The sequence below is a fragment of the Streptomyces sp. NPDC048001 genome, from assembly GCF_043203115.1.
Lineage (GTDB): Bacteria > Actinomycetota > Actinomycetes > Streptomycetales > Streptomycetaceae > Streptomyces > Streptomyces sanyensis.
Genome location: NZ_JBIDBN010000003.1, coordinates 437,957 through 458,915, shown reverse-complemented (window position 1 = coordinate 458,915; position 20,959 = coordinate 437,957). Strand labels below are relative to the sequence as shown.

Genomic DNA, 20,959 nt, shown 5'->3' with positions numbered 1-20,959 from the left:
GGGGTGCGGGTGCGGGCTCAGCCGCCCGCGACCGGTGCCCCCCGTTCGTCCGGGGAGCGGGCCGCGACCGGCTCCCCGGGGTCCGTACCGGCCGGATCGGGCCGCTCGCCGGGGGCGGGGAGGGTGGCGCGGCGCAGCGCGGGGACGCACAGGGCCACCAGCACCGCCGCCGCCGCGCACACGGCGCCGCCGAGGAGCACGGCTCCACCGGGCCCGTACCACCGGGCCACGGCGGCGGCCTCGGCGTCGCCGGCCACGCCTCCGGTGGTTCCCTGGGCCGTGAGGACGCCGACGATGCGCCCGCGCAGCCGGTCCGGGGTGTTGTGCTGCACCAGGGCGTACTCGAGGATCTCGTACACCGTGCCGGCCGCTCCGCAGACCGCCAGGGCCAGGGCGGCGACCCACACCTGGCCGCTCAGTGCGAAGCCGATGGTGGCGAGGCCGCCGGTGAGCCCGGCGGCCAGCAGGGTCCGGCCGGGGCGGCGGGTCCGGGACAGCCATCCGCTCGTCGCGGAGACCAGCACGGCGCCGATCGCCGGGGCGGTGTACAGCAGGCCCAGGACGACCTTGCTGCCTCCGAAGCGGGTGTCGACCAGCTCGGGGAAGACCACCGTCGGCAGGCTGAACACGGCGTTCACGCCGCCGAGGAGGAGCAGGCTCCCGATGACCCGGTTGCGGACCGCGTAGCGGAAGGCGACGAGCGGCGACCCGCTGTCCTTCGTGCCGTCCCCGTCCCCGTCCCCGTCCCCGTCGTCGGCGACCGGCGGCAGCGGCCGGACGCGCGTGATGAGCAGGGTGGTCACCGCGGTGGACACGGCGGCGAACGCGAAGACGGGACCGGGGCCCCCGGTCGTGGCGAGCAGGACGCCGCCGAGGAACGGTGCGGCGATCGAGCCGATCTCGCCGGTCAGCGAGATCAGGGCGCCGGCCGCCGGCAGCTGGTCCGGGCGTACCAGGGTGGGTGCGACGGCCATGAGGGCCGTGACGCTCACTCCGGTGGCCAGTCCGTCCCAGGCGACGCAGAGGTAGATCACCCAGAGGGAGGGGTCCGGGAGGTAGGCGTTGACGGCGAGCCCGGCGAAGGCCAGGGCGGCCGCGCCGCGGGCGCAGATGATCAGTGTGCGGCGGTCGGTGCGGTCGGCCATCCAGCCGCCCCAGAGCGAACCCGTGAGCACCGTGATGCTCATGATGATGCTGGTGGTCGCCACACCGAAGGACGACCCGGTCAGGGTGTAGACCTGGTCGTAGAGGCCGACGGTCGCCATGCCCAGGCCGAAGAGCGACACCACCCGCGCGATGAAGATCGCCCTGAAGTCCCGGCTGCTGCGCAGGGGTTCGATGTCGATCAGATGGTCGCGCAGCGCCACCTCAGGCTCCGGCGGGAGCGAGGAGGGCGGCCCACTCGGCGAGGGTCGGGCGCTCGGCGAGGTCGACGAAGGCGACCTCCGCGCCGTCCGCCCGCCACCGCTCGACCAGCGTCATCAGCCGGACGGAGTCGAGCCCCTGCTCCAGCAGGTTCTCGTCCATCCGTATCTCGTCCGCCTCGACGTACAGGACGTCGGCGACGTCCCGCGCCAGGCGTTCCCGTGTGAAGGTCTGTCCGGCCGTGTCGGCCATGGCCCCTGTCCTCTTCCCGTAGGTGCGGTCACTGACGAAGATCGTGGTTAGGTAAGGCTTACCTAACTATCTATGGTTGGTCCAAGTCAAGCCGGACCACTCGCGGGTGTTCGGCCACCGGCGAAGCCAACTGCCAGGAAGCGAGCAGCACATGACCAGCGCGACGACCGTCACCGGCCCCCGACCCCCGCACGCCGTCGGCGTGCGCACCGCCGGAGCAGGGGACGCGGCGGCCCTGCACGGCCTGTCGCAGGAGTTCGTCCGCGAAGGCTCGCTGCGCGCCCGGCCCCTGGAGAGCTACGCCGGGCACGCGGGGGAGTTCCTGGTCGCCGAGTCCGCCGCACACGGTGTCGAGGGCTGCGTCGGACTGCGCTGCCACGCAGCCTCCCCGGCGGGAGGACCTGTCCGGCCGGCGGTGGTCTACAACTTCTGCGTGGCGCGGGCGGGACAGGGCCGGGGCACCGGCTCGGCGCTGCTCGCCGCCGTCGTCGACGAGGCCCGGGCGCGCGGTGTCACGGCGCTGTTCACGGCCACCACCGGCAGCGGGCGGCTCTTCCTGCGGCACGGCTTCGTCCTCGGCGGGGTGCAGGACGCGCCCGCCGCATGGCTCGCCGCCCTCGACCCGCGTCGGGGCTCACGCGTCCTCAGCCTGGCGCTGCGGGGGCCGCGCTGACCGGTCGGCGGCGCCCGCCCGCCGCCCGCCCGAGGCGGTGCGGGCGCGCGGGCGGGCACCGGGCGGGAGTCCCGCCCGGTGCCCGTCGAACCGTCCGCCCGGGTGCGGGAGCGCCCGCACCCGGCGGCGGATCAGGACCGTGCGATCAGGCTCGCCGGCCGCATGTCGGTCCAGTGCTCCTCCACGTAGGCGAGGCACGCCTGCCGCGAGTCCTCGCCGTGGACCGTGGTCCAGCCGGCCGGGACCTCGGCGAAGGCGGGCCACAGGGAGTGCTGGTTCTCCGCGTTCACCAGGACGAGGTAGCGGGCGTCGTCGTCCTCGAAGGGGTTGGTCGCTGCCATGGTGCTTCTCCTTGGGAAAGAGGGGGATGGGACGGGGTGGTAGGACGTCGGGGCCGGGTCGGTGGTGCCGGTGGTGCTCGTGGTGCTGGTGGTCAGGGCGCCGGAGCCCCGAGCGCGGACAGCGGCCGGTCCGGCTGGGCGCAGAGCCGCCCCAGCAGCTCGGCGTAGCGGGCGGCGAGTCCCGCCAGCTCCTCGTGCCCGTAGGCGCCGCCGTTCGCGTCGAGGTCGATCCTCAGCCCGCCGCCCGGGTCCCGGACCGCGGACAGGGACAGGTCCTCCACCGGGCCGGAGGCCAGCGGGACGACCCGCGCCGAGACGTCCCCGAAGTCCGGCGAGATGTCGAACGGGCGCAGGTTGAGCAGGACCCCCGACGGTGGTGCGCCGCTCGCGCCCGGCGGTCTGCGGTACAGCTGATGGGCACGGGCGGCGCGGAACTCCGCCGCCACCCGGGCCAGCACCGCGCGGAAGGAGTCGCCGGGCCCGACGGGCGCCCGCAGCGGCAGGACGTTCACCGCCGCTCCCGGCACCCGCAGCGCGCCCGGCGCGGTCCGCGCGGTGGCGTACATGCGCATCACGGGCTCGTGCCCGTCGTCCTCCAGGTAAAGCTGCGCGGCCAGGGCGGCGGTGACGGCCTCCGCCCAGGTCACCCGCGCACCGCGCACGGCGGCCTCCAGCGAGGCCGCCCCGGCGCCGGCCACCCGCACCGTGCGGCGCCGTATCCGGTGCGCGTCCGGTGCGGGCCGGGGACGGGGGAGGGCGGCTCGGGGCGGCTCGGCGGCATGCCGTGCCCAGTACGCCCGGTCGGCCGCCTCCGCGGCCGAGCCCGCGTAGGCGCGCTCGGCCTCCACCAGAAGGCGCATCGGGGCGAAGGGGCAGGCGGGCGGGGGGTCTCCGCGCCGCGCCGCCCGGTACAGGGCGGCGATCCGGTGGGTCAGCAGGCACACCCCGTAGCCGTCCACCGCGATCCGGTGGAAGTACTGCACCAGCAGATGGCGCCGTTCCCCGACGCGCACCAGCACCATGCCCGTGAGCGGTGCCGCCGGGGCGTCCGCCTCCGCGACCGGCGCGTCCAGCCGCGGTGGGCAGGCCAGCTGGTCGCGGACCAGGGCGATCGCCGAGTCCACCGGGTCCGCCGCGCCGGAGGTGTCCAGCCGGTGCAGCCGCCACGCCCCGGGGGCGAAGGGAGCGTGTTCCGCCAGGACGCGCCCCTCGCCCCCGCGGAAGCGCAGATGCAGTCCCGGGGCCTCGGTGAGGGTGCGGCGGACGGCCTCCTGGAGCAGGCCGGCGTCCAGCGGGCCGCGCAGGTCGAGGTACTGGCCGACGTTGTAGGTGGTGTTCTCGGGGTCGGCGCGCTGAGCGGCCAGCACCTCGCGCTGTGCCGCCGTGAGTTCCGGCGCGTTCTCCGCTCGCTGGGGCGTCCCAGGCACGATGGCCCTCCGGGTTTCGCTGCTGGACGGGGTGGGGTGGGGGTCGCGGGCGGGAGCCCGGGTCAGGGCGCCGGCACCGGGACGCCCCCGGCCGGGTGGGCGGCGGGCGCGAGGTCCCGCGCCGCCCGGTCCGTCAGCAGCGCGTCCCGGATGTGCCCGGCACGGACGGCGAGCGTGGACAGCAGCGTGGAGGTGATGCCGTGGCTGTGCTCGGTGGCCGCACCCTGGACGTAGATCCCCGCGCCCACCCGCTCGGTGGTGGCCACCCGGTGGTCCCGGCCGATCCGCAGGCGGTCGCGGCCGTCGGTCAGGCACTCCGCCGCCAGCGGGCCGAGCAGCTCCCGGGGGTCGGTGCCCCGGTACCCGGTGGCGAGCACCACGGCGTCGCAGTCCAGCGTGTGGTGCTCGCCCGTGGTGAGGGAGCGCACCCGGGCGCGCACTCCGTCGGGGAGCTCCTCCACGGCGGTGAGGGAGGTGGTGTTCCAGATGCGCAGCCGCTCGGTGCCCGCCACCTTCTCCTGGTAGACCGTGCGGTAGAGCTGCTCGATCAACTCGGTGTCGACGACGGAGTAGTTGGTGTTGGCGTGGTAGTCCAGCAGGCTCTGCTTGACCTCGTCGGGGGCGTCGTAGAAGTCGTCCACGGCCCGCGGGTCGAAGATCCGGTTGGCGAAGGGGCTGTCGTCGGCGGGGCTGTAGCCGTAGCGGGTGAACACCGCGCAGACCTCGGAGTCGGGGAACTCGCGGTGGAGGTACTCCGCGGTCTCGGCCGCCGACTGTCCCGCCCCGACCACCACGAAACGCCGGTGGACGCGCTCGCCGAGCCGGGGCGCGCGGAAGAGCAGGTCGCGGTTGTGCCAGACGCGGTCCCCCGTGCTGACGCCCTCGGGCACCCGGGGGCGCAGACCGGTCCCGATGACCACGTTCCTCGTGCGCAGCCGGGTCGTCTCCTGCGGTGCCCCGCCGACGGGGCGGGTGAGGACCTCCAGCACCCCGGCGGCGCCGTCCCCGGCCACCGGCACGACCGCCTGCGCCTCCCAGCCGTAGCGCACCCGGTCCTGCACCATGGCCGCGCACCAGCGGAGGTAGTCGTGGAACTCCATCCGGGTGGGGAAGAACGACTTCTGGTTGACGAAGTCCGCGAGCCTGTCGTGCTCGTGCAGATAGCGCAGGAACGTGAACCGGCTGCCCGGGTCGCGCATCGTGGCCAGGTCCTTCAGGAAGGACACCTGCATCGTCGCCCCGCTGAGCAGCATGCCCCGGTGCCAGCCGAACTCGCGCTGGCGCTCGGTGAACACCGCCCGCAGCCCCGAGCCGGGGGGCTGCCGGGCGTTGTGCTCCTCGACGGCGATGGCCAAGGCGAGATTGGCGGGACCGAACCCTATGCCGACCAGGTCCTCGACGGCCGGGTACCGCTTAGGTCCCGTGGTGGCGTGCCCTGCAGACATCCTCATCCTTTGCTCGTTGCTGACCGGTGCCGGAGCAGCTCCGGCCGGTGCCGGCGTGGTCGGGCACCGGGCCCGTGGCCGCACGGGACGCTTTTGTTAGGTAAGGCTTACCTAAGAATCCGTGGGGAGGGGGTGGGTGTCAAGTCGGCCCCACCGGGCGGACCGCCCCCTCCTCGTACCGCTGACGTGACGTCAGCAGGTTTGGTCCGGGGAGAGGATGGACGGCAGAGCGGCCAGCAGCGCCGCCACCTCCTCCTCGCGGACGTTCAGCGCGGGCGCGAGCCGCAGAGTGGCCGGCCCCACCGCGTTCACCAGGAACCCGGCGTCCTGCGCCGCCGCGCGCACCCGGTCCGCGACCGGCCGCCGCAGGACGACGCCGACCAGCAGCCCGGCTCCCCGTACCTGCTCGACCAGCGGGTGGCCGAGCCCGGCCACACCGTCGCGCAGCAGCGCACCGACCCGGCGCACCCGTTCCAGCAGCCCCTCGGACTCGATGGTGTCCAGGACGGCGAGCCCCGCCGCGCAGGCGACCGGGTTGCCCCCGAAGGTCGAGCCGTGCGCACCCGGGGTCAGCAGTTCCGCCGCCTCGCCGAAGGCCAGCACGGCCCCGATCGGAAGGCCGCCCCCCAGTCCTTTGGCGAGGGCCACCACATCGGGCTCCACGCCCGGCTCGGCCTGGTGCGCGAACCAGTGGCCCACCCGGCCGACCCCGGTCTGGACCTCGTCCAGCACCAGCAGCGCCCCGGCGTCCCGGGTGATCTCCCGGGCCGCCCGCAGGTAGCCCGGGGGCGCGGGGACCACACCGCCCTCGCCCTGCACCGGCTCCAGGACGACGGCGGCCGTCCGTTCGTCCACCGCGGCCCGCAGGGCCCCGGCGTCCCCGAAGGGGACGTGCGCCACCTCGCCCGGCAGCGGGAGGAACGGCCCGCGTTTCGCGGGCTGCCCGGTGAGGGCCAGCGCGCCCATCGTCCGGCCGTGGAACCCGCCCTCGGCGGCCACCATCCGAGCCCGCCCGGTCAGCCGGGCGATCTTGAAGCAGGCCTCCAGGGCCTCCGTGCCGGAGTTGGCCAGGAACACCCGCCCCGGCCTCCCGTCCAGCCGCAGCAGACGCTCGGCCAGATCGACCGGCGGCTGGGCCATGTAGAGGTTGGAGACGTGCGCCAGGCGGCCCGCCTGGCCGGACACGGCCTCCACCACGGCGGGGTGCGCGTGTCCCAGCGCGTTCACCGCGATGCCCCCGGTGAAGTCGAGGTAGGAGTGACCCTCGGTGTCCCACACCGTGCTCCCCTCGCCCCGCACCAGGGCCAGCGGCGGGGTCCCGTAGGTGTCCATGAGCACGGCGCCCCAGCGCCGCGCGGTGCCCCGTGCGGTCGCGGCGGGCGAGCCGCCGCCCGGGTCCGCCGCGGGGCGGGCCGGCTCCACCGGGCGCGGTGCGGCGGTGGCGGGGGGCTCCGGAGAGGTGCGCGCGGTCATCGGGCGGACCTGCCTTCCTGGGGAGGGGGTGCGAGGGGAGCGGTGGCGCCGACGCCCACGGGCGGTGGTGCGGCCCCCGGGTCGGGGACCACGGTGGTGCCGGTGGCCTCGTCGGTGAAGACCTCCAGCAGCAGGGCGTGCGGGACCCGCCCGTCGATGACATGGGCCCGGCGCACACCACCCCTGACGGCCCGCAGACAGCCCTCCATCTTCGGCGCCATGCCGGTGGTCAGGGAGGGGAGCAGGGACTCCAGCTCGGAGGCGGTCAGCCGCTCCACCACCTCGGTGGAGGCGGGCCAGTCGGCGTAGAGCCCGGCGACGTCGGTCAGCATCACCAGCTTCTCCGCGCCCAGCGCGGCCGCCAGCGCGGCCGCCGCGAGATCCGCGTTGACGTTGTAGACCTGCCCGTCCTCCCCGCGCGCCACGGGCGACACCACGGGGATGCGGCCGGCGTCCGAAAGCGCCCGCACCGCCGCCGTGTCCACCCGGACCACGTCGCCCACGAGCCCGATGTCCACCGGCCGGCCGTCCACCCTCGCGGGTCTGCGCACGGCGGTGAGGGTGTGGGCGTCCTCGCCGGTGAGTCCCACCGCGAACGGCCCGTGGGCGTTGACCAGGCCCACGATCTCCCGCTGCACCTGCCCGGCCAGCACCATCCGGACCACGTCCATGACCTCGGGCGTGGTGACGCGCATCCCGGCGGCGAAGCGGACCTCCAGCTCCAGCCGCGCCAGCATGGCGCTGATCTGGGGGCCGCCGCCGTGCACCACCACCGGGCGCAGCCCGGCGTAGTGGAGCGAGACCACGTCCCGGGCGAAGGCGCGCTTGAGTTCCTCGTCGACCATGGCGTTCCCGCCGAACTTCACCACCACGGCCTTGCCGTGGTAGCGCTCCAGCCACGGCAGCGCCTCGATCACCGTCCGGGCGCGCACCGGACGGGCGGCGGACCGCCGCGCGGGGGCGGGGGGAGCGGGCTTGTCCGGGTCCCGGGGCGCCGGGACGGTCCGTGCGGCCGTCACGAGCTGTACGCGCTGTTCTCGTGGACGTACGCGGCGGTGAGATCGTTGGTCCACACCACGGCGGAGGCGTCGCCCGCGCGGAGGTCCACCGTGACCGTCAACCGGCGTCCCGTCAGATCGGCCTTCTCGCGGGGCTCCCCGGCCGCCCCGTCCCGGCAGACCCACACCCCGCACACCGCCACGTCGACGCGGTCCGGGTCGAAGTCCGCCTCGGTGGTCCCGAGTGCCGACAGCACCCGGCCCCAGTTGGGGTCCTCGCCGTGCAGGGCGCACTTGAGCAGGTTGCTGCGCGCCACGGCCCGGGCGGCGAGCACGGCGTTCTCCTCGCTCGCGGCGCCGACCACCTCCACGGCGATCTCCTTCGACGCGCCCTCCGCGTCCGCCACCAGCTGCCGTGCCAGGTCCTGGCACACCCGGTGCACCGCGGCCGCGAACGCACCGGGCTCCGGGACCCGTCCGGAGGCGCCGGAGGCCAGCAGCAGGACCGTGTCGTTGGTGGACATGCAGCCGTCGGAGTCGACCCGGTCGAAGGTCAGGCGGACGGCCTCGCGCAGGGCCGCGTCCAGTTCCCCGGGGGAGACCTCGGCGTCGGTGGTGAGCACCGCGAGCATGGTCGCCAGCCCGGGTGCCAGCATGCCCGCCCCCTTGGCCATGCCGCCGACCCGCCAGCCGGGCCCTTCGGCCACGGCCGTCTTGGGCACGGTGTCGGTCGTCATCACCGCGCGGGCCGCGGCCTCGCCGCCGTCCCGGGAGAGCACCGCTGCGGCGGCGTCCACACCGGTCAGCACCGCTTCCCGCGGCAGCCGGACCCCGATGAGGCCGGTGGAGCAGACCGCGACCTCGGAGGCCGGGCAGCCGAGGGCGGAGGCGGCCCGGCCGGCGGTGTCGCGGGTGTCCTCGGCGCCGCCCGGGCCGGTGCAGGCGTTGGCGCCGCCCGAGTTGAGGACCACGGCGCGGACCCGGCCCCGTGCGAGCACCTCCCGGGACCAGCGCACGGGTGCGGCCTGGACGCGGTTGGTGGTGAACACGCCGGCCGCCGCCCGGATCGGGCCCTCGTTGACCACCAGGGCCAGATCGGGTCCGCCCGAGTCCTTGATCCCCGCGGCCACACCGGCGGCGGTGAAGCCCCTGGGGGCGGTGACGCTCACGGTGCCACTCCGTTCGCGGGCAGGCCCTGGGCCTCCGGGAGGCCCAGGGCGAGGTTCAGGCACTGCAGCGCGCCGCCGGCGGTGCCCTTGGTGAGGTTGTCGACGGCGGCCACGGCGATCAGGCGCCGGGTCGCACCGTCCACGGCGACCTGCACCAGGGCGGTGTTCGAGCCCAGGACGGCCGCCGTGGACGGCCAGACACCCTCCGGCAGCAGGCGGACGAACTCCTCGCCGGCCAGCGCCTCGGCGTAGCTCTCGCGCACCGCCGCGGGTGCCACGCCCTCGCGCAGGCGGGCCGAGCAGGTCGCCAGGATGCCCCGCGGCATCGGCGCCAGCGTCGGGGTGAAGGAGACGGCGACCGGCTCGCCCGCCAGAGCGGAGAGGTTCTGCACCAGTTCCGGGGTGTGCCGGTGGGTGCCCCCGACGCCGTAGGGGGACATGGAGCCCATCACCTCGGAGCCCGACAGGCGGGCGTCGGCCGAACGCCCGGCGCCCGAGGTGCCGCCGGCGGCCACGACGACGGCCTCCGGTTCGACGAGGGCGCCGGCGTAGGCGGGGAACAGCGCGAGGGTCACGGCCGTCGGGTAGCAGCCGGGCACCGCGATCCGCCGGGCGCCGCGCAACGCCTCCCGGGTGCCGGGGAGTTCGGGCAGACCGTACGGCCAGCTCCCGGCGTGCGGGGTGCCGTAGTAGCGCTCCCAGGCGTCCGCGTCCCGCAGCCGGAAGTCCGCTCCGCAGTCGACGACGACGGTGCCCGGGTCCAGTGCGGCGGCGAGTTCGGCGGAGCGCCCGTGGGGGAGGGCCATGACGACGGCGTCGTGTCCGGCCAGGGCCTTCGGCGAGGTCGGGACGGTCCTCCGCTCGGCGAGGGCGGGAAGGTGGCGCTGGGTCTCGCCGAGCGGGCGGCCGGCCCGGCTGTGCGCGGTGAGCGCGCCGACGGTGAGCAGGGGGTGCCCCGACAGCAGTCTGAGCACCTCCCCGCCCGCGTAGCCGGTGGCGCCGGCCACGGCGACGGTGAAGGTCATGGGAGCAGTCGTCCCTTCATCTGGTCGGATCCTCTCGTGGTGGGGGCGGCCGCACGCGGGCAGGCCGGACGCGGGCAGGCCGGACGCGGGCAGGCTGCACGCGGGCAGGGTGGACGCCGCCCCGACGGTGCGGCGTCCGGGTCCGGTTCGTGCGGGTGCCGGTGGCGCGTGGATCCCTGGAGGGCCGCTCCCGGCGGACTCCTTGCCGGTTCCGCGGGGGCGGTGGGGCCATGGGGCGTGCGTTCGGGCGGGCGGCTCTCCCGAAGATGTGACTTAGCTTAGGCTAGCCTAAGTTCCAGGGGGTGTCGCTCCCCCCTCCCCGGACCTCCACGGGGGCGCGGCGGGTGAACGCCTGTGATTCCAGGGCTCGTCGGCGCCCCGCGCGGCCGCCCTCCGGGATCCCGGGCATCGGCGCGCGGGTGTGCGGGTGTGCGCCGGAGCGGGCGCCCCCGGCCGAAGGGTGCGCCGCACCGGGCGCTGCGCCACCCCCGAAGGGGGTCACCGCGCGGCGCCGCCCGACTCCCGGGCGTACGCCCCCGGGGTGCAGCCGAAGTGGCGCCGGAACGCCAGGATGTAGCCGTTGGTGCTGGCGAAGCCCACCCGTGCCGCCACCGCCCCGATCGGGCGCCCCTCGGACAGCAGGTCCAGCGAGTGGTTCAGGCGCAGCCGGGTCCGCCACTCGGAGAAGGCGAGCCCGGTGTCCATGCGGAAGGCGCGCCGCAGGCTCGTCGCACTGGTGAACATCCGCTCCGCCCACTGCACCGCCGTATAGGGGTGGTCCGGTCGCTTTCGGAGTTCCTCCGCGACCGTGCGGGCCGGTTCGCTCGTCGGCCGGGGCAGTGCCAGGCAGCGCTCCCGGGTGGCGGTCAGCGCGGCGAACAGGGCGTCGCCGCCGTCCCCCGGCTCGGGTGCGCGCATCCGGGCGAGCAGCATCCGGCGCAGGCGCTCGTCGACGTCGACCGCCGTCGCGCCGCGATAGGGCAGGGGGTGGGCCGCCGGCTCGAAGTCCTCGCTCAGCACCAGGGAGTCGGGGTCGAACCGGGCCGAGTGCGGCAGTCCGGCCGGTACCCACAGGGCCACCGAGGGGCTCAGGCGGTGGTCCCGGCCCTCGGCCGTCACCGTGATGTGCCCGAGCGGTACATAGAGGAACTGGTGGAAGGCGTGGCGGTGGACGGGGTGGCCGTGGGCAGAGGGCTCCTCCCCGGGTGCGGGCGCCCCGGTCGCCGCGGGCTGAGGGGCCGGGGCGGGGGCGTTCCGGTGCGCCGGCGGGCGCTCCCCGCCCGGCGCGCGGCGCGGCTGGGTGGTCGTGTGCTGCATGACTTCCCCCCGGAAGGTGGCGCCGGTGCCGTGTCCCGGCCGCTGAAGTGGATCCCCTGGACTCCGGCTTGGATGCCCCCAGGTGAGGTAAGGGTAACCTAACTTCCTGTACGACCCGTGAGGAGCCCTGCACACCATGACACCCACGTCCACGCCGGTGAGCCCACCCGCGGCACCGGCCAGGACCCCGATCCCGCGCGGTGCCGTCCTGCTGGCACTGGCCCTCGCCGCCACGGCGGCGACGCTGGTCGCCGGCATCGGCCTCGGCACCCGGGACATCTCGGCAACCGAGATCGTCCGCATCCTGCTGCACCCGGGAGGGGAGGCCTACAACTCCCACGTCCTGTGGACCGAGCGCATCCCCCGGACCTTCCTGGGGCTCCTCGTCGGCGCCGCGCTCGGCGCGTCCGGCCTGGTGATGCAGGCCCTCACGCTCAACCCGCTGTCCGATCCGGGCATCCTCGGGGTCCAGCAGGGCGCGGCCCTGTTCGTGGTGCTCGGCATCCTGCATCTCGGAGTGGCCACGCCCCAGGGCTACTTCTGGATGGCCCTCATCGGCTCCGCCGTCAGCGCCGCCCTCGTCCACCTCATCGGGACCCGTACCAACGCGGGCAGTTCCACCGTCGGCCTGGTGCTGGCCGGAGTCGCCCTCGCGGCCGTGATGTCCTCGCTGGTCACCCTGATGGTCGTGCGCGACAAGGAGGTCTACGCCCATCTGCGCTCCTGGTCGGTCGGGCAGCTCACGGGGCGCGCCTCCCTGCTGGACGAGGTCCTGCCCTTCCTCGTCGCCGGTCTGCTGCTGGCGCTGCCGCTCGGGCGGAGCCTCAACATCCTGGCCCTCGGCGAGGAGACGGCCCGCGGTCTCGGCGTCCACGTGGAGCGCGCACGCCTGACCGCCGCCGCGGTCGCCGTGCTGCTCTGCGCCGCCGCGACCGCCGGGATCGGCCCGGTCGCCTTCGTGGGCCTGGTGGGGGCGCACTGCGCGCGGATGCTCGTCGGACCCGACCACCGCTGGTCGCTGCCGCTGTCCATGGCCGTCGGCGCGGTGCTGCTCACCGGTGCCGACACCCTCGGGCGGCTGGTCCTCGACCGCGGGGAGGTCCAGGTCGGCGTCATGACCGCGCTGTTCGGCACGCCCTTCTTCGTGTGGCTCGCCCGCCGCCGCGACCTGGTGAGGATGTGATGACGACCCTGACCGGCGCGGGTACCCCGCGCACCACCACGACCGCCGCCGTCCCGTCCGGGGCCGCCGAGCGCACGCTGGGGCGCCTGCGCGCCGCGCGCCGCGCCCGGGCCGTGCGCACGGCCACCGTCACCGGCGTCCTGGCCGCCCTGCTGCTCGCCCTCACGGCGGCGTCCGTCCTCCTCGGCGGTGTCGGCGAGGTCGCACCCCGCGAGGTGCTGCCCGCGATGTTCGGGCAGGGCGCCGGACTGGCCGACTACCTGATCTTCCAGCTCCGCATGCCGCGTGCCCTCACCGCGGTGCTCGCCGGAGCGCTCTTCGGCCTCGCCGGAGCCCTGTACCAGCGCCTGGTGCGCAACCCGCTGGCCACCCCCGACATCGTGGGCGTGTCCGCGGGCGCCGGCGCGGGCGCCGTCACGGTGATGGTCCTCGCGCCGTCCTTCCTCGCCGCGGCACCGCTCGCCGCCGTGCTCGGCTCCTTCGTCCTGGTGGGTGCCGTCCACGCCCTCAGCTGGCACCGCGGCATCGACACCTACCGGCTGGTACTCGTGGGCATCGGCCTGGGGGCGGTGTGCGCGGCCTACACCAACTACCTGCTCGCCATGGCCGACCAGAGCAGCATCGCCGTCGCCATGCGCTGGCTCGTCGGCACCGTCAACGGTGCCGACTGGGACGGGGTGGGCACCCTGGCCGTGGGGCTGGCCTGCTGCCTGGTCCTGACCGCCGTGCTGCACCGCGCGCTGATGACCATGGCCCTCGGCGACCCGACCGCCACCGGTCTCGGGACGAAGGTCGGCCGGACGCGGGTCCTCGCGCTGCTGCTCGGTGCCGCCGCGGCCGCCCTGGCCACCAGCGTGGTCGGCCCCATCGCCTTCGTCTCCCTGGTCAGCGGCCCCATCGCGGTCCGCCTCGTGGGCGGCGACCGGTCCGTGGCGCTCTCCCCGCTGGTGGGAGCCGTGCTCGTCATCGGCGCCGACGTGCTCGCCCAGAACGCCCCCCTGATCAGCCCGGTGCCCACCGGGGTCCTCACCGCGCTGCTCGGAGCGCCCTACTTCGTCTGGCTGATCCTTCGGCGCAGGCAGGGAGCCGAATCGTGAACCCACAGGCCCTCACCACCCCCTCGCCGCTGGAGGCCCGGGCCATCAGCGCCCGCTACGGCGACACCACCGTCATCGAGGAGCTGTCGCTGACCGTCCCGGCGGGCGGGATCACCGCACTCGTCGGCCCGAACGCCTGCGGCAAGTCCACGCTGCTGAAGTCCGTCGCCCGGCTGCTGCCCGTCGCCGCCGGCTCGGTGCTGCTGGAAGGAGCCGACATCCACCGGATGCCGACCCGCCAGGTGGCCCGCAGGCTCGGCATCCTGCCGCAGTCGCCGCTCGCCCCGGAGAGCATCACCGCCGGGGACCTCGTCAGGCGGGGGCGCCACCCCCACGGCTCCTTCGGGCAGCGCACGACCGGGGCCGACGAGCGGCTGGTGGCCGAGGCGCTGGTGGCCACCGACACCGCCGAACTCGTCGACCGGCCGGTCGACCAGCTCTCCGGAGGCCAGCGCCAGCGCGTGTGGATCGCCCTCGCCCTCGCCCAGGACACCCCGACGCTGCTGCTCGACGAACCGACCACCTATCTGGACATCGCCCACCAGATCGAGGTGATGGACCTGCTCGCCGACCTCAACGAGCGGGCAGGCAAGACCATCGTGCTCGTCTCGCACGACCTGAACCAGGCCGCCCTGTACGCCTCGACGATCGTCGCCATGCGCGACGGCCGCATCGTGCGCCACGGGCCGCCGCACGAGGTGCTCGACGAACGGACCGTGGCCGAGGTCTTCGGCCTGGACTGCGTCGTCGTCCCCCACCCCCGCACGGACCGGCCCCAGATCTTCCCCCTGGGCCGCCGCCACACCACGCAGGAGAACTGACACCATGAACCACCTCGCACGACCGGCCGGACGCCGCGGAGCCGCGCGCGTCCTCCTCGCGGCGGCCACCTGCCTCGCGCTCGCCACCGGCTGCTCCGGCGGGTCCGGGGACACCGCCTCGCAGACGTCGGAGAAGAAGCCGGCCGCCGCCGGGGCGGAGGCCTTCCCCGTGACCCTGGCCAACGCCTGGGGGAAGACGACGGTCGAGAAGAAGCCCGTCAAGGTCGCGACCGTCTCCGACGGCGACACCAGCATCGCCCTCGCCCTCGGTCTGGTTCCGGTCCTCACCCCCGACGCCGAGGACGGGGGGCCCGTCCCCGAGTACAAGCAGCGCGCCATCGACAAGCTCGGCGCGGGCGAGCTGAAGACCTACGACGACACCGACGGCACCGACTACGAGGCCCTCGCCGCCGCGCAGCCGGACGTCATCCTCGGCATGAACACCTGGTCGATGGACACCGACTACGCCAAGCTGGAGCCCATCGCGCCCGTCGTCACCTACACGGACAAGGCCCACGCCGACACCCTCACCTGGCAGGAGCGCCTGACCACGGCCGCCAAGGCCCTCGGCATGACCGAGGAGGCGGAGAAGGTCGTCGCCGCCAACGACAAGGCCGTCGCCGACGCCGCCGCGGAACACTCCGAGTTCAAGGGCAGGACGTACACCTACGCGGTCGTCCACCCCGAGCAGATCACCTTCATGTCCCACGCGGACCAGGACCCCGGCGTGTTCGAGGACCTCGGTCTGAGCAAGACGGACAAGGCCGGGGACTACGACGCGGAGAAGAACGCCGTCAGCCTGGAGAACCTGGACCAGCTGGAGGCCGACGTCCTGCTGATGACGTACCCCTTCGGTGACAACGGCCTGCTCTCCGCCTCGGACCTGGAGAGCAACAAGGTCTTCCAGTCCCTGGACGTCGTCAGGAACAAGCACTACGCCGTCGTGCCCTCGGAGAACACCCTCGCCTCCGCCGTCGCCTACCCGGACGCGCTGAGCGCGCCCTGGATCGTCGAGCAGCTGACGCCGCTGCTGGCGAAGGCCGTCGCCGGCGAGTAGACCGCCGCACCGCTGCGGCCGGACGCGCACCCCGCGTCCGGCCGGACCGGCGTCCGCCGGGCCGCCTCCCCGCCCGGCCCCGGGAACCCACGTCGTACGAAGGAGCATCACCATGCCCACCCGCAGCCCCCGTCCGGTCGCCACCTTCCCCATCGTCATCAGGGAGCTGACGGTGCTGCGTGCGCGGAACATCACCCCGGGGATGCGCCGCCTCACCCTCGGCGGCGACCAGCTCCGGGCCTTCCACAAGGACGGACTGGACCTACCGGCCCTGCGCACGGACGGCTTCGACGACCACGTCAAGTTCTTCTTCCCCGACGACGGCGGCCGCCTGGTCCTGCCCCGGCAGAACGTCAGCAGCCTCGACTGGCCGGCCGAGGGGCGGCCCGTGGCGAAGGACTACACACCCGTCCGCCACGACCCCGAGTCCGGCGAGATCGACTTCGACTTCGTGCGCCACGAGGGCGGTGTCGCCTCCACCTGGGCCGAGCGGGTCCGGCCCGGGGACAGCGCCTGGATCGCCGGGCCCAAGATGTCCCACGGCCACCCCGAGGGCGCCGACTGGATCCTGGTCGCCGGCGACGAGACCGCCCTGCCCGCCATCGGACGGTGGCTGGCCGAGATGCCGGAGGAAACCCGGGCCAAGGTCTTCATCGAGATCGGCGACGAGAGCCACCGCCAGCCGCTGCCCACCCGGGCGGACGCCGACATCGTGTGGCTGTCCCGCGACGGCGCCCCCGCCGGCACCGGCGACCTGCTGGAGCAGGCGGTGCGCTCGGCCGAGTGGCTGCCCGGCACGGTCTTCGCCTGGGTCGCCGGCGAGGCCGTCGCCCTCAAGGGCATCCGCCGCCACCTCGTCACGGAACGGCAGGTGCCCCGGGAGTTCACCCACATCACCGGCTACTGGAGGCGCACCGGGCCGCTGCCCGCCGGTGCGCCGAGCGGGGAGGACGCGGAGGGCGAGGAGGCCGGGGACGCGCACGAGCGCCTGCACGGGCTGATGGACCCGGCGCCCGGCCACGCCATCCGCGCCGCCGTCACCCTCGGCCTCCTCGACCTCGTCGACGGCGGCGTCCGCGAGCTGGACGCGCTTGGGGAGCGCACCGGGGCCGACCGGTCCACCCTGGCCGCCCTCCTCACCTACCTGGTCTCCCTCGACGTGCTCGGTACGGACGACGACGGCCGCTACCGCCTCGCCCCGATCGGCGAGGAAATCGTCGAGGACGACCACTCCGCCGACGAGTACCACCTGGGCGGCGCCCAGGCCGCCCTCGACGCCTCGCTCGGCGGGCTGCTGCACACCCTGCGCACCGGAACGGCCGGCTACCGCACCCCGGGCGGCGAGCGGCTGACGGAGGCGATGGCCGCGGACGCCCGCCTCGCCGGAACGGCCCGTGCCGCGGTCGAGGACGAGGCCCGGTGGATCGCCCCCGGCGTCCTCGGCGCCCACGACTGGTCCGCGGTCGGCTCCGTCACCGCGACCGGGCACGGCTGCGCCACCGTCGTCAACGCCCTCGTCAAGGAGCACCCCGGGCTGCGGGCCACGATCGCCGCCATGCCCTCCGCGCTGCGGGTGCTGCGGGAGGAGGTCCTGGACACCGACGTGCTGCCCCGTGTGGACCTGCTGCCGAGCGCCGGGGGCGGTGCACCCGCGGACGACTCCGACGTGCGGCTGATGTGCCGTCAGCTCGAATGGCTGCCCGACGAGGACGCCGTCCACCTGCTGAAGGAGACCGCGGACGCCCTCGGGCCCGGCCGCACACTGCTGCTGGTGGAGCAGGTGACCGCCGCCGACCCGGACGACGTGGACGCCGTCCTGCACCACCTCCGCCTCAAGTGCGCCTTCGGCTCGGGCGTCCGGGACCAGGAGCAGGTGGCGGAGCTGGTCTCGCGGGCGGGACTCCGGGTGGCGGCGCGCACGGACATCGGCTGGGACCACCGCCTGTGGGCCCTGGCCGCACCGGCCGCCTGACCACGCCGTCCGGGCGGGGCACGCACCCGTGCCCCGCCCGGAGGCGGTGCCCGGGGGGCGCTTCCGCCGGGGCGGCGGACGGTCTCAGTCGCGCCCGACGGAGCGCCAGATCCGGTCGGGCAGCACGCGCGCGGCCTCCTCCAGATCGATGTCGCCCATGGTGAGCCACCGGCGGACGACGCCGACGACCGGCCCGAGGACCAGGGACTCGATCAGCGGCGCCGAGAGGCCGGCGAGGAGTTCGCCGGACTCCTGGTGGGCGTGGATCCACGCGGCGATCGGCTCCAGCCGGGCCTCCTGGGAGTCGCGGATCGCCCCCGCGCGGGCCATCCCCTCGCGGTCCGCCGCCACGGAGTGCAGCAGCCGGGCCTCCTCCGGACTGCTTCGGGCGTGGTCCAGATAGGCCAGGACCACGGCCCCGATACCGGAGCGGGCGTCGGTCGCCTGGAGGAGGGCGGTCCCCAGGCGGGTCAGCAGCCGCTCCAGCGAGCGCAGCGCGAGGGCGTTCACCACGCCGTCGAGGCTGCCGAAGTGGTGGTAGACGCTGCCGGTGCTGACGCCGCTGGCGGTGGTGAGGGCGCTGACCGTGAGCCCGGCCTCCCCGGACGCCGCGTACAGGCGCATCGCCGCGTCCAGCACCTGCCCGACCGTGGCCTCGCCCCGCTGCTGCTTCGGGCTCATCCGGTGGGCGTCCTCGAACTCATGGCGGCAGTACTCCTCTTCACCTGTCGCCGCCCAGCCTAAGGCCAGTCCGCGCCCCGCCGTCCCCGGCAGCCGCGGGCGGTCCTGCGCGAACGCCGCCCCGCCCGGCGGGGCCGCTCACGGCAGGAGCTGGCGCACCAGGCCGTCCGCGGCCCAGTCCTCCCAGCGCCGTGCGGACCATTCCAGCTCCCCGACCATCAGGCCCCAGCTCTCCGGCCCGAGCAGGGCGGTGGCGACATCGGCGGCGGACCGTGCGTCGTGGCCCTCCCGCAGCCCGGAGGGCGCCTTGTCCACCAGCGCGCGGGCGAACCGCTCCTGGACGGCGTGCCGCTGGCGCAGGTTGGCGCGCCAGAGCCCGGCGAGCTCCGGGTCGGCGGCGGCCGCGCCGCGGACCACTTCCAGGACGGGCGCCGCGCGCTGCAGGATGCGCCGCGCGCCGCCCGCCTGGAGGGCGAGCTGGGCGGCCGGGTCGGGTTCGGCGAGGACCGCGCGCGCCCAGGGGCGGTCGAGGGTGGCGAGGGGGTCCCCGTCGCCCGCGACGGCGGTGTCGAGGACCTCCTTCAGCAGGGCGCGCTTGGTGCCGAAGGTGAAGTAGACCGTCTGCACACCGACCCCCGCGGTGCGGGCGATGTCCTCGACCGTGGTCCGCGCCCATCCCCGTTCGGTGAACAGGCCGGTCGCCGCCTCGACCATGCGCCCGCGGGTCAGCCGCGCCTTCTCGGCCCGTGTGGGGGGTGGGGTCACCGTGCTCGCCGCCTTCGCCTTCGTCCGTACGGAAGTTTGACTGTAGTGAGACTACAGTGTTATTCACTGGAGTATGACTACAGCGAATGGGGCGGGTGCGGGCAGACTGCTCGTCGTCGGCGGCCACGGTGCGGTCGGGCGGGTGGTGGTCGGCACCCTGTCCGGCTGGTACCCGGGGCGCGTCCTGGCCGGGGGCCGGTCGGCACCCCCCGGCGGGGTGCGCGTCGACGTGGCGGACCCGGAGGGCTTCGGGCGGGTACTGGACGAACTGGGCGACATCGCCGCCGTGGTGCTCTGCGTCGAGCCGCCGGACGCCCGGACGGCGGCGCTCTGCCTGGCACGCGGCATCCACCTGGTCGACGTCGGCGCCAGCCACCGGCTCCTCGACGGCGTCGAGCGGGCCGCCGGGGAGGCCGAGCGCACCGGGGCCGCGGCGGTCCTGAGCGTCGGGGTCGCGCCCGGGCTGAGCAACCTGCTGGCCCTGCGGGCCCACCACGACGTCGGGGGAGCGGAGCGCATCGACCTGACCGTCCTGCTGGGCACCGGCGAGCGCCACGGACGCGACGCCGTGCGCTGGACCGTCGCCGGTCTGAGCGTGCCCTCCGCCGCCCGCTCCCGGCGGACCGCCCTGCCCGGCCACGGCCCGCGGACCGCGCACCCCTTCCCCTTCTCCGACCAGTTCACCCTGCCCCGGACGCTCGGCGTGCCGGAGGTCACCACCCGCCTCTGCCTCGACTCCCGCCCGCTCACCGCCCTGCTCGCCGCCCTGCGCCATTCGCGCCTCGCCCGGCGCACCGACCTGCTCACCCGCGTGCTCGGCCGCGTCCACCTCGGAGGAGAGCGGTTCGCCGTGTGCGCGGAGGCCGTCCGCGGCCCCCACCGGGCGGCCCGGGCCCTCACCGGCAGCGGCCAGAGCCGCACGACGGGCCTGGTCGCCGCCCACACCGCGCGGGAGGTCCTGGCCGGGCGCGTACCGCCCGGCGTGCACCACATCGAGCAGCTCCCCGCCCTGGCCGACCTCCCCGAACGGCTGGCCGGCCAGGGCATCGCCCTCTGGGGCTCCGCCCCCGGGACGCACCCGTGAGCGGCCCCTGGGAGGGCGGCGGCTACCCCGCCGCCGGGGACGCCTGGGCGCACGCCGCCGACCATGTGACCGCACTCGCCCTGCGGGAGGCGCACCCCCCGGCCCGCACCCCGGCCGCCTCGGCGCTCGACGTCGCGACCGGCTCCGGCCCCGCCGCACTCGCCCTGGCCCGCGCGGGCGTCCCGCGGGTCGTCGGGATCGACACCCACCCCGGGCTGCTGGGCGTGGCGGCGGAGCGGGCCCGCGCCGCCGGTCTCGCCGAGCGGACCTCCTTCCTCGCGGCGGACGCCCTGTCACTGCCCTTCGCCGCGGGCGCCTTCGACCTCGTCGTCTCGACCTTCGGCGCCATGTTCGCCCCGCAGCCGCGCCGCACCGCCGCCGAACTGGTCCGGGTCTGCCGCCCCGGCGGCGTGCTCGCCGTCGCGTCCTGGACCCCCGACGGCGTGATGGGCCGCATCGCACCGACGGTCCTGTCGCCCCTCGGCGCCGCACCCGGGGAGCCGGTGCCCACCCGCTGGGGCGAGGCCGCGTACGTGGCGGAACTGTTCGCCCCGCTCCCGGTGGAGGTGCGCACGAGGCTGCTGCACGTCCGGGTCGCCTACGCCTCGCTCGGGCACGCCGTCCGCGTCTTCGAGGAGAAGCCCGGGCCGCTGCGGGCCTACCGGCGCGCCCTGCAGGCCGCCGGCCGCTGGGACGAGGCGCGCGGAGCCCTCGCGGAGCTGTTCCGGCGCCACGACCGGTCCACCGACGGCCGGCTCGTGCTGGACGCCCCCTACCTGCTCGCGCTCGGGCGGGTGGCGGGACCGTGACCCTC

20 protein-coding genes are annotated in these 20,959 nt (G+C 75.4%); 8 read left to right on the top strand and 12 right to left on the bottom strand.

Features of this window, described 5'->3' with window-relative positions:
• Nucleotides 1–17: 17 nt before the first annotated feature.
• Nucleotides 18–1,367: an enterobactin transporter EntS gene (gene entS / locus ACGF15_RS08570; protein WP_392797343.1), complete on the bottom strand. Its 1,350-nt coding sequence runs from the start codon at nucleotides 1,365–1,367 to the stop codon at nucleotides 18–20.
• Nucleotide 1,368: 1 nt separating this feature from the next.
• Nucleotides 1,369–1,617 carry a phosphopantetheine-binding protein gene (locus ACGF15_RS08565; RefSeq protein WP_392797341.1) on the bottom strand — a complete coding sequence of 83 codons (249 nt, stop codon included), beginning with the start codon at nucleotides 1,615–1,617 and terminating at the stop codon, nucleotides 1,369–1,371.
• A 151-nt stretch (nucleotides 1,618–1,768) separates the two neighbouring features.
• Between ACGF15_RS08565 and ACGF15_RS08560 the strand changes: the two genes are divergently transcribed.
• Nucleotides 1,769–2,290: a GNAT family N-acetyltransferase gene (locus ACGF15_RS08560; protein WP_392797339.1), complete on the top strand. Its 522-nt coding sequence runs from the start codon at nucleotides 1,769–1,771 to the stop codon at nucleotides 2,288–2,290.
• 131 nt (nucleotides 2,291–2,421) lie between these two features.
• Here the strand turns inward: ACGF15_RS08560 and ACGF15_RS08555 are convergent, their stop codons facing one another.
• From ACGF15_RS08555 to ACGF15_RS08520, 8 genes are all read right to left on the bottom strand, one after another.
• Nucleotides 2,422–2,631: an MbtH family protein gene (locus tag ACGF15_RS08555; protein ID WP_345615879.1), complete on the bottom strand. Its 210-nt coding sequence runs from the start codon at nucleotides 2,629–2,631 to the stop codon at nucleotides 2,422–2,424.
• 92 nt (nucleotides 2,632–2,723) lie between these two features.
• Nucleotides 2,724–4,058 (bottom strand): condensation domain-containing protein, encoded by a 1,335-nt coding sequence (locus ACGF15_RS08550; RefSeq protein WP_392797337.1) that lies wholly within the window; start codon nucleotides 4,056–4,058, stop codon nucleotides 2,724–2,726.
• A gap of 62 nt (nucleotides 4,059–4,120) precedes the next feature.
• Entirely contained in the window at nucleotides 4,121–5,503 is a 1,383-nt protein-coding gene (locus tag ACGF15_RS08545) for a lysine N(6)-hydroxylase/L-ornithine N(5)-oxygenase family protein (protein WP_392797335.1), read from the bottom strand.
• A 192-nt stretch (nucleotides 5,504–5,695) separates the two neighbouring features.
• Nucleotides 5,696–6,976 carry an acetylornithine transaminase gene (locus ACGF15_RS08540; protein ID WP_392797333.1) on the bottom strand — a complete coding sequence of 427 codons (1,281 nt, stop codon included), beginning with the start codon at nucleotides 6,974–6,976 and terminating at the stop codon, nucleotides 5,696–5,698.
• Complete coding sequence (gene argB, locus ACGF15_RS08535) at nucleotides 6,973–7,908, bottom strand: acetylglutamate kinase (protein ID WP_392797363.1); 936 nt, start codon at nucleotides 7,906–7,908, stop codon at nucleotides 6,973–6,975. The genes ACGF15_RS08540 and argB overlap by 4 nt, the downstream gene beginning before the upstream one ends.
• 83 nt (nucleotides 7,909–7,991) lie before the next feature.
• The gene (gene argJ, locus ACGF15_RS08530; RefSeq protein WP_392797332.1) at nucleotides 7,992–9,143 is read right to left on the bottom strand and encodes a bifunctional glutamate N-acetyltransferase/amino-acid acetyltransferase ArgJ; all 1,152 of its coding nucleotides are present in this window, start codon (nucleotides 9,141–9,143) and stop codon (nucleotides 7,992–7,994) included.
• Nucleotides 9,140–10,168 (bottom strand): N-acetyl-gamma-glutamyl-phosphate reductase, encoded by a 1,029-nt coding sequence (gene argC, locus ACGF15_RS08525; RefSeq protein WP_392797330.1) that lies wholly within the window; start codon nucleotides 10,166–10,168, stop codon nucleotides 9,140–9,142. The genes argJ and argC overlap by 4 nt, the downstream gene beginning before the upstream one ends.
• A 498-nt stretch (nucleotides 10,169–10,666) precedes the next feature.
• Entirely contained in the window at nucleotides 10,667–11,485 is an 819-nt protein-coding gene (locus tag ACGF15_RS08520; protein ID WP_362610995.1) for an AraC family transcriptional regulator, read from the bottom strand.
• A gap of 136 nt (nucleotides 11,486–11,621) precedes the next feature.
• Here ACGF15_RS08520 and ACGF15_RS08515 point away from each other — a divergent pair, with 136 nt between their 5' ends.
• From ACGF15_RS08515 to ACGF15_RS08495, 5 genes are all read left to right on the top strand, one after another.
• Nucleotides 11,622–12,668 carry an iron ABC transporter permease gene (locus ACGF15_RS08515; protein ID WP_362610997.1) on the top strand — a complete coding sequence of 349 codons (1,047 nt, stop codon included), beginning with the start codon at nucleotides 11,622–11,624 and terminating at the stop codon, nucleotides 12,666–12,668.
• Nucleotides 12,668–13,765, top strand: coding sequence for a FecCD family ABC transporter permease (locus tag ACGF15_RS08510; RefSeq protein WP_392797327.1), 1,098 nt, complete (start codon nucleotides 12,668–12,670; stop codon nucleotides 13,763–13,765). Before ACGF15_RS08515 ends, ACGF15_RS08510 begins: the two co-directional genes overlap by 1 nt.
• Nucleotides 13,762–14,586, top strand: a complete 825-nt coding sequence (locus ACGF15_RS08505; protein ID WP_362611002.1) for an ABC transporter ATP-binding protein — start codon at nucleotides 13,762–13,764, stop codon at nucleotides 14,584–14,586. The genes ACGF15_RS08510 and ACGF15_RS08505 overlap by 4 nt, the downstream gene beginning before the upstream one ends.
• Nucleotides 14,587–14,590: 4 nt before the next feature.
• Nucleotides 14,591–15,643 carry an ABC transporter substrate-binding protein gene (locus ACGF15_RS08500; protein WP_392797325.1) on the top strand — a complete coding sequence of 351 codons (1,053 nt, stop codon included), beginning with the start codon at nucleotides 14,591–14,593 and terminating at the stop codon, nucleotides 15,641–15,643.
• A gap of 112 nt (nucleotides 15,644–15,755) precedes the next feature.
• Nucleotides 15,756–17,615: an SIP domain-containing protein gene (locus tag ACGF15_RS08495; RefSeq protein ID WP_392797323.1), complete on the top strand. Its 1,860-nt coding sequence runs from the start codon at nucleotides 15,756–15,758 to the stop codon at nucleotides 17,613–17,615.
• Nucleotides 17,616–17,699: 84 nt separating this feature from the next.
• Here ACGF15_RS08495 and ACGF15_RS08490 read toward each other — a convergent pair whose 3' ends face one another.
• Complete coding sequence (locus ACGF15_RS08490) at nucleotides 17,700–18,296, bottom strand: TetR/AcrR family transcriptional regulator (protein WP_392797321.1); 597 nt, start codon at nucleotides 18,294–18,296, stop codon at nucleotides 17,700–17,702.
• 138 nt (nucleotides 18,297–18,434) lie between these two features.
• A complete protein-coding gene (locus ACGF15_RS08485; RefSeq protein ID WP_392797319.1) occupies nucleotides 18,435–19,061 on the bottom strand; it encodes a TetR/AcrR family transcriptional regulator in 627 nt (208 codons plus the stop codon).
• Nucleotides 19,062–19,134: 73 nt separating this feature from the next.
• Here ACGF15_RS08485 and ACGF15_RS08480 point away from each other — a divergent pair, with 73 nt between their 5' ends.
• Entirely contained in the window at nucleotides 19,135–20,145 is a 1,011-nt protein-coding gene (locus ACGF15_RS08480) for a saccharopine dehydrogenase (RefSeq protein WP_392797317.1), read from the top strand.
• Complete coding sequence (locus ACGF15_RS08475) at nucleotides 20,142–20,954, top strand: class I SAM-dependent methyltransferase (protein WP_362611017.1); 813 nt, start codon at nucleotides 20,142–20,144, stop codon at nucleotides 20,952–20,954. Before ACGF15_RS08480 ends, ACGF15_RS08475 begins: the two co-directional genes overlap by 4 nt.
• Nucleotides 20,955–20,959: the final 5 nt, after the last annotated feature.

What these genes read in the sequence shown, in the direction of transcription:
- ACGF15_RS08560 (WP_392797339.1), top strand. Translation starts at nt 1,769, where the DNA reads ATGACCAGCGCGACGACCGTCACCGGCCCCCGACCCCCGCACGCCGTC.
- ACGF15_RS08490 (WP_392797321.1), bottom strand. Translation starts at nt 18,296, where the DNA reads ATGAGCCCGAAGCAGCAGCGGGGCGAGGCCACGGTCGGGCAGGTGCTG.
- ACGF15_RS08565 (WP_392797341.1), bottom strand. Translation starts at nt 1,617, where the DNA reads ATGGCCGACACGGCCGGACAGACCTTCACACGGGAACGCCTGGCGCGG.
- ACGF15_RS08545 (WP_392797335.1), bottom strand. Translation starts at nt 5,503, where the DNA reads ATGTCTGCAGGGCACGCCACCACGGGACCTAAGCGGTACCCGGCCGTC.
- ACGF15_RS08520 (WP_362610995.1), bottom strand. Translation starts at nt 11,485, where the DNA reads ATGCAGCACACGACCACCCAGCCGCGCCGCGCGCCGGGCGGGGAGCGC.
- ACGF15_RS08555 (WP_345615879.1), bottom strand. Translation starts at nt 2,631, where the DNA reads ATGGCAGCGACCAACCCCTTCGAGGACGACGACGCCCGCTACCTCGTC.
- ACGF15_RS08500 (WP_392797325.1), top strand. Translation starts at nt 14,591, where the DNA reads ATGAACCACCTCGCACGACCGGCCGGACGCCGCGGAGCCGCGCGCGTC.
- argC (WP_392797330.1), bottom strand. Translation starts at nt 10,168, where the DNA reads ATGACCTTCACCGTCGCCGTGGCCGGCGCCACCGGCTACGCGGGCGGG.
- ACGF15_RS08495 (WP_392797323.1), top strand. Translation starts at nt 15,756, where the DNA reads ATGCCCACCCGCAGCCCCCGTCCGGTCGCCACCTTCCCCATCGTCATC.
- ACGF15_RS08515 (WP_362610997.1), top strand. Translation starts at nt 11,622, where the DNA reads ATGACACCCACGTCCACGCCGGTGAGCCCACCCGCGGCACCGGCCAGG.
- ACGF15_RS08540 (WP_392797333.1), bottom strand. Translation starts at nt 6,976, where the DNA reads ATGACCGCGCGCACCTCTCCGGAGCCCCCCGCCACCGCCGCACCGCGC.
- ACGF15_RS08510 (WP_392797327.1), top strand. Translation starts at nt 12,668, where the DNA reads ATGACGACCCTGACCGGCGCGGGTACCCCGCGCACCACCACGACCGCC.
- ACGF15_RS08480 (WP_392797317.1), top strand. Translation starts at nt 19,135, where the DNA reads ATGACTACAGCGAATGGGGCGGGTGCGGGCAGACTGCTCGTCGTCGGC.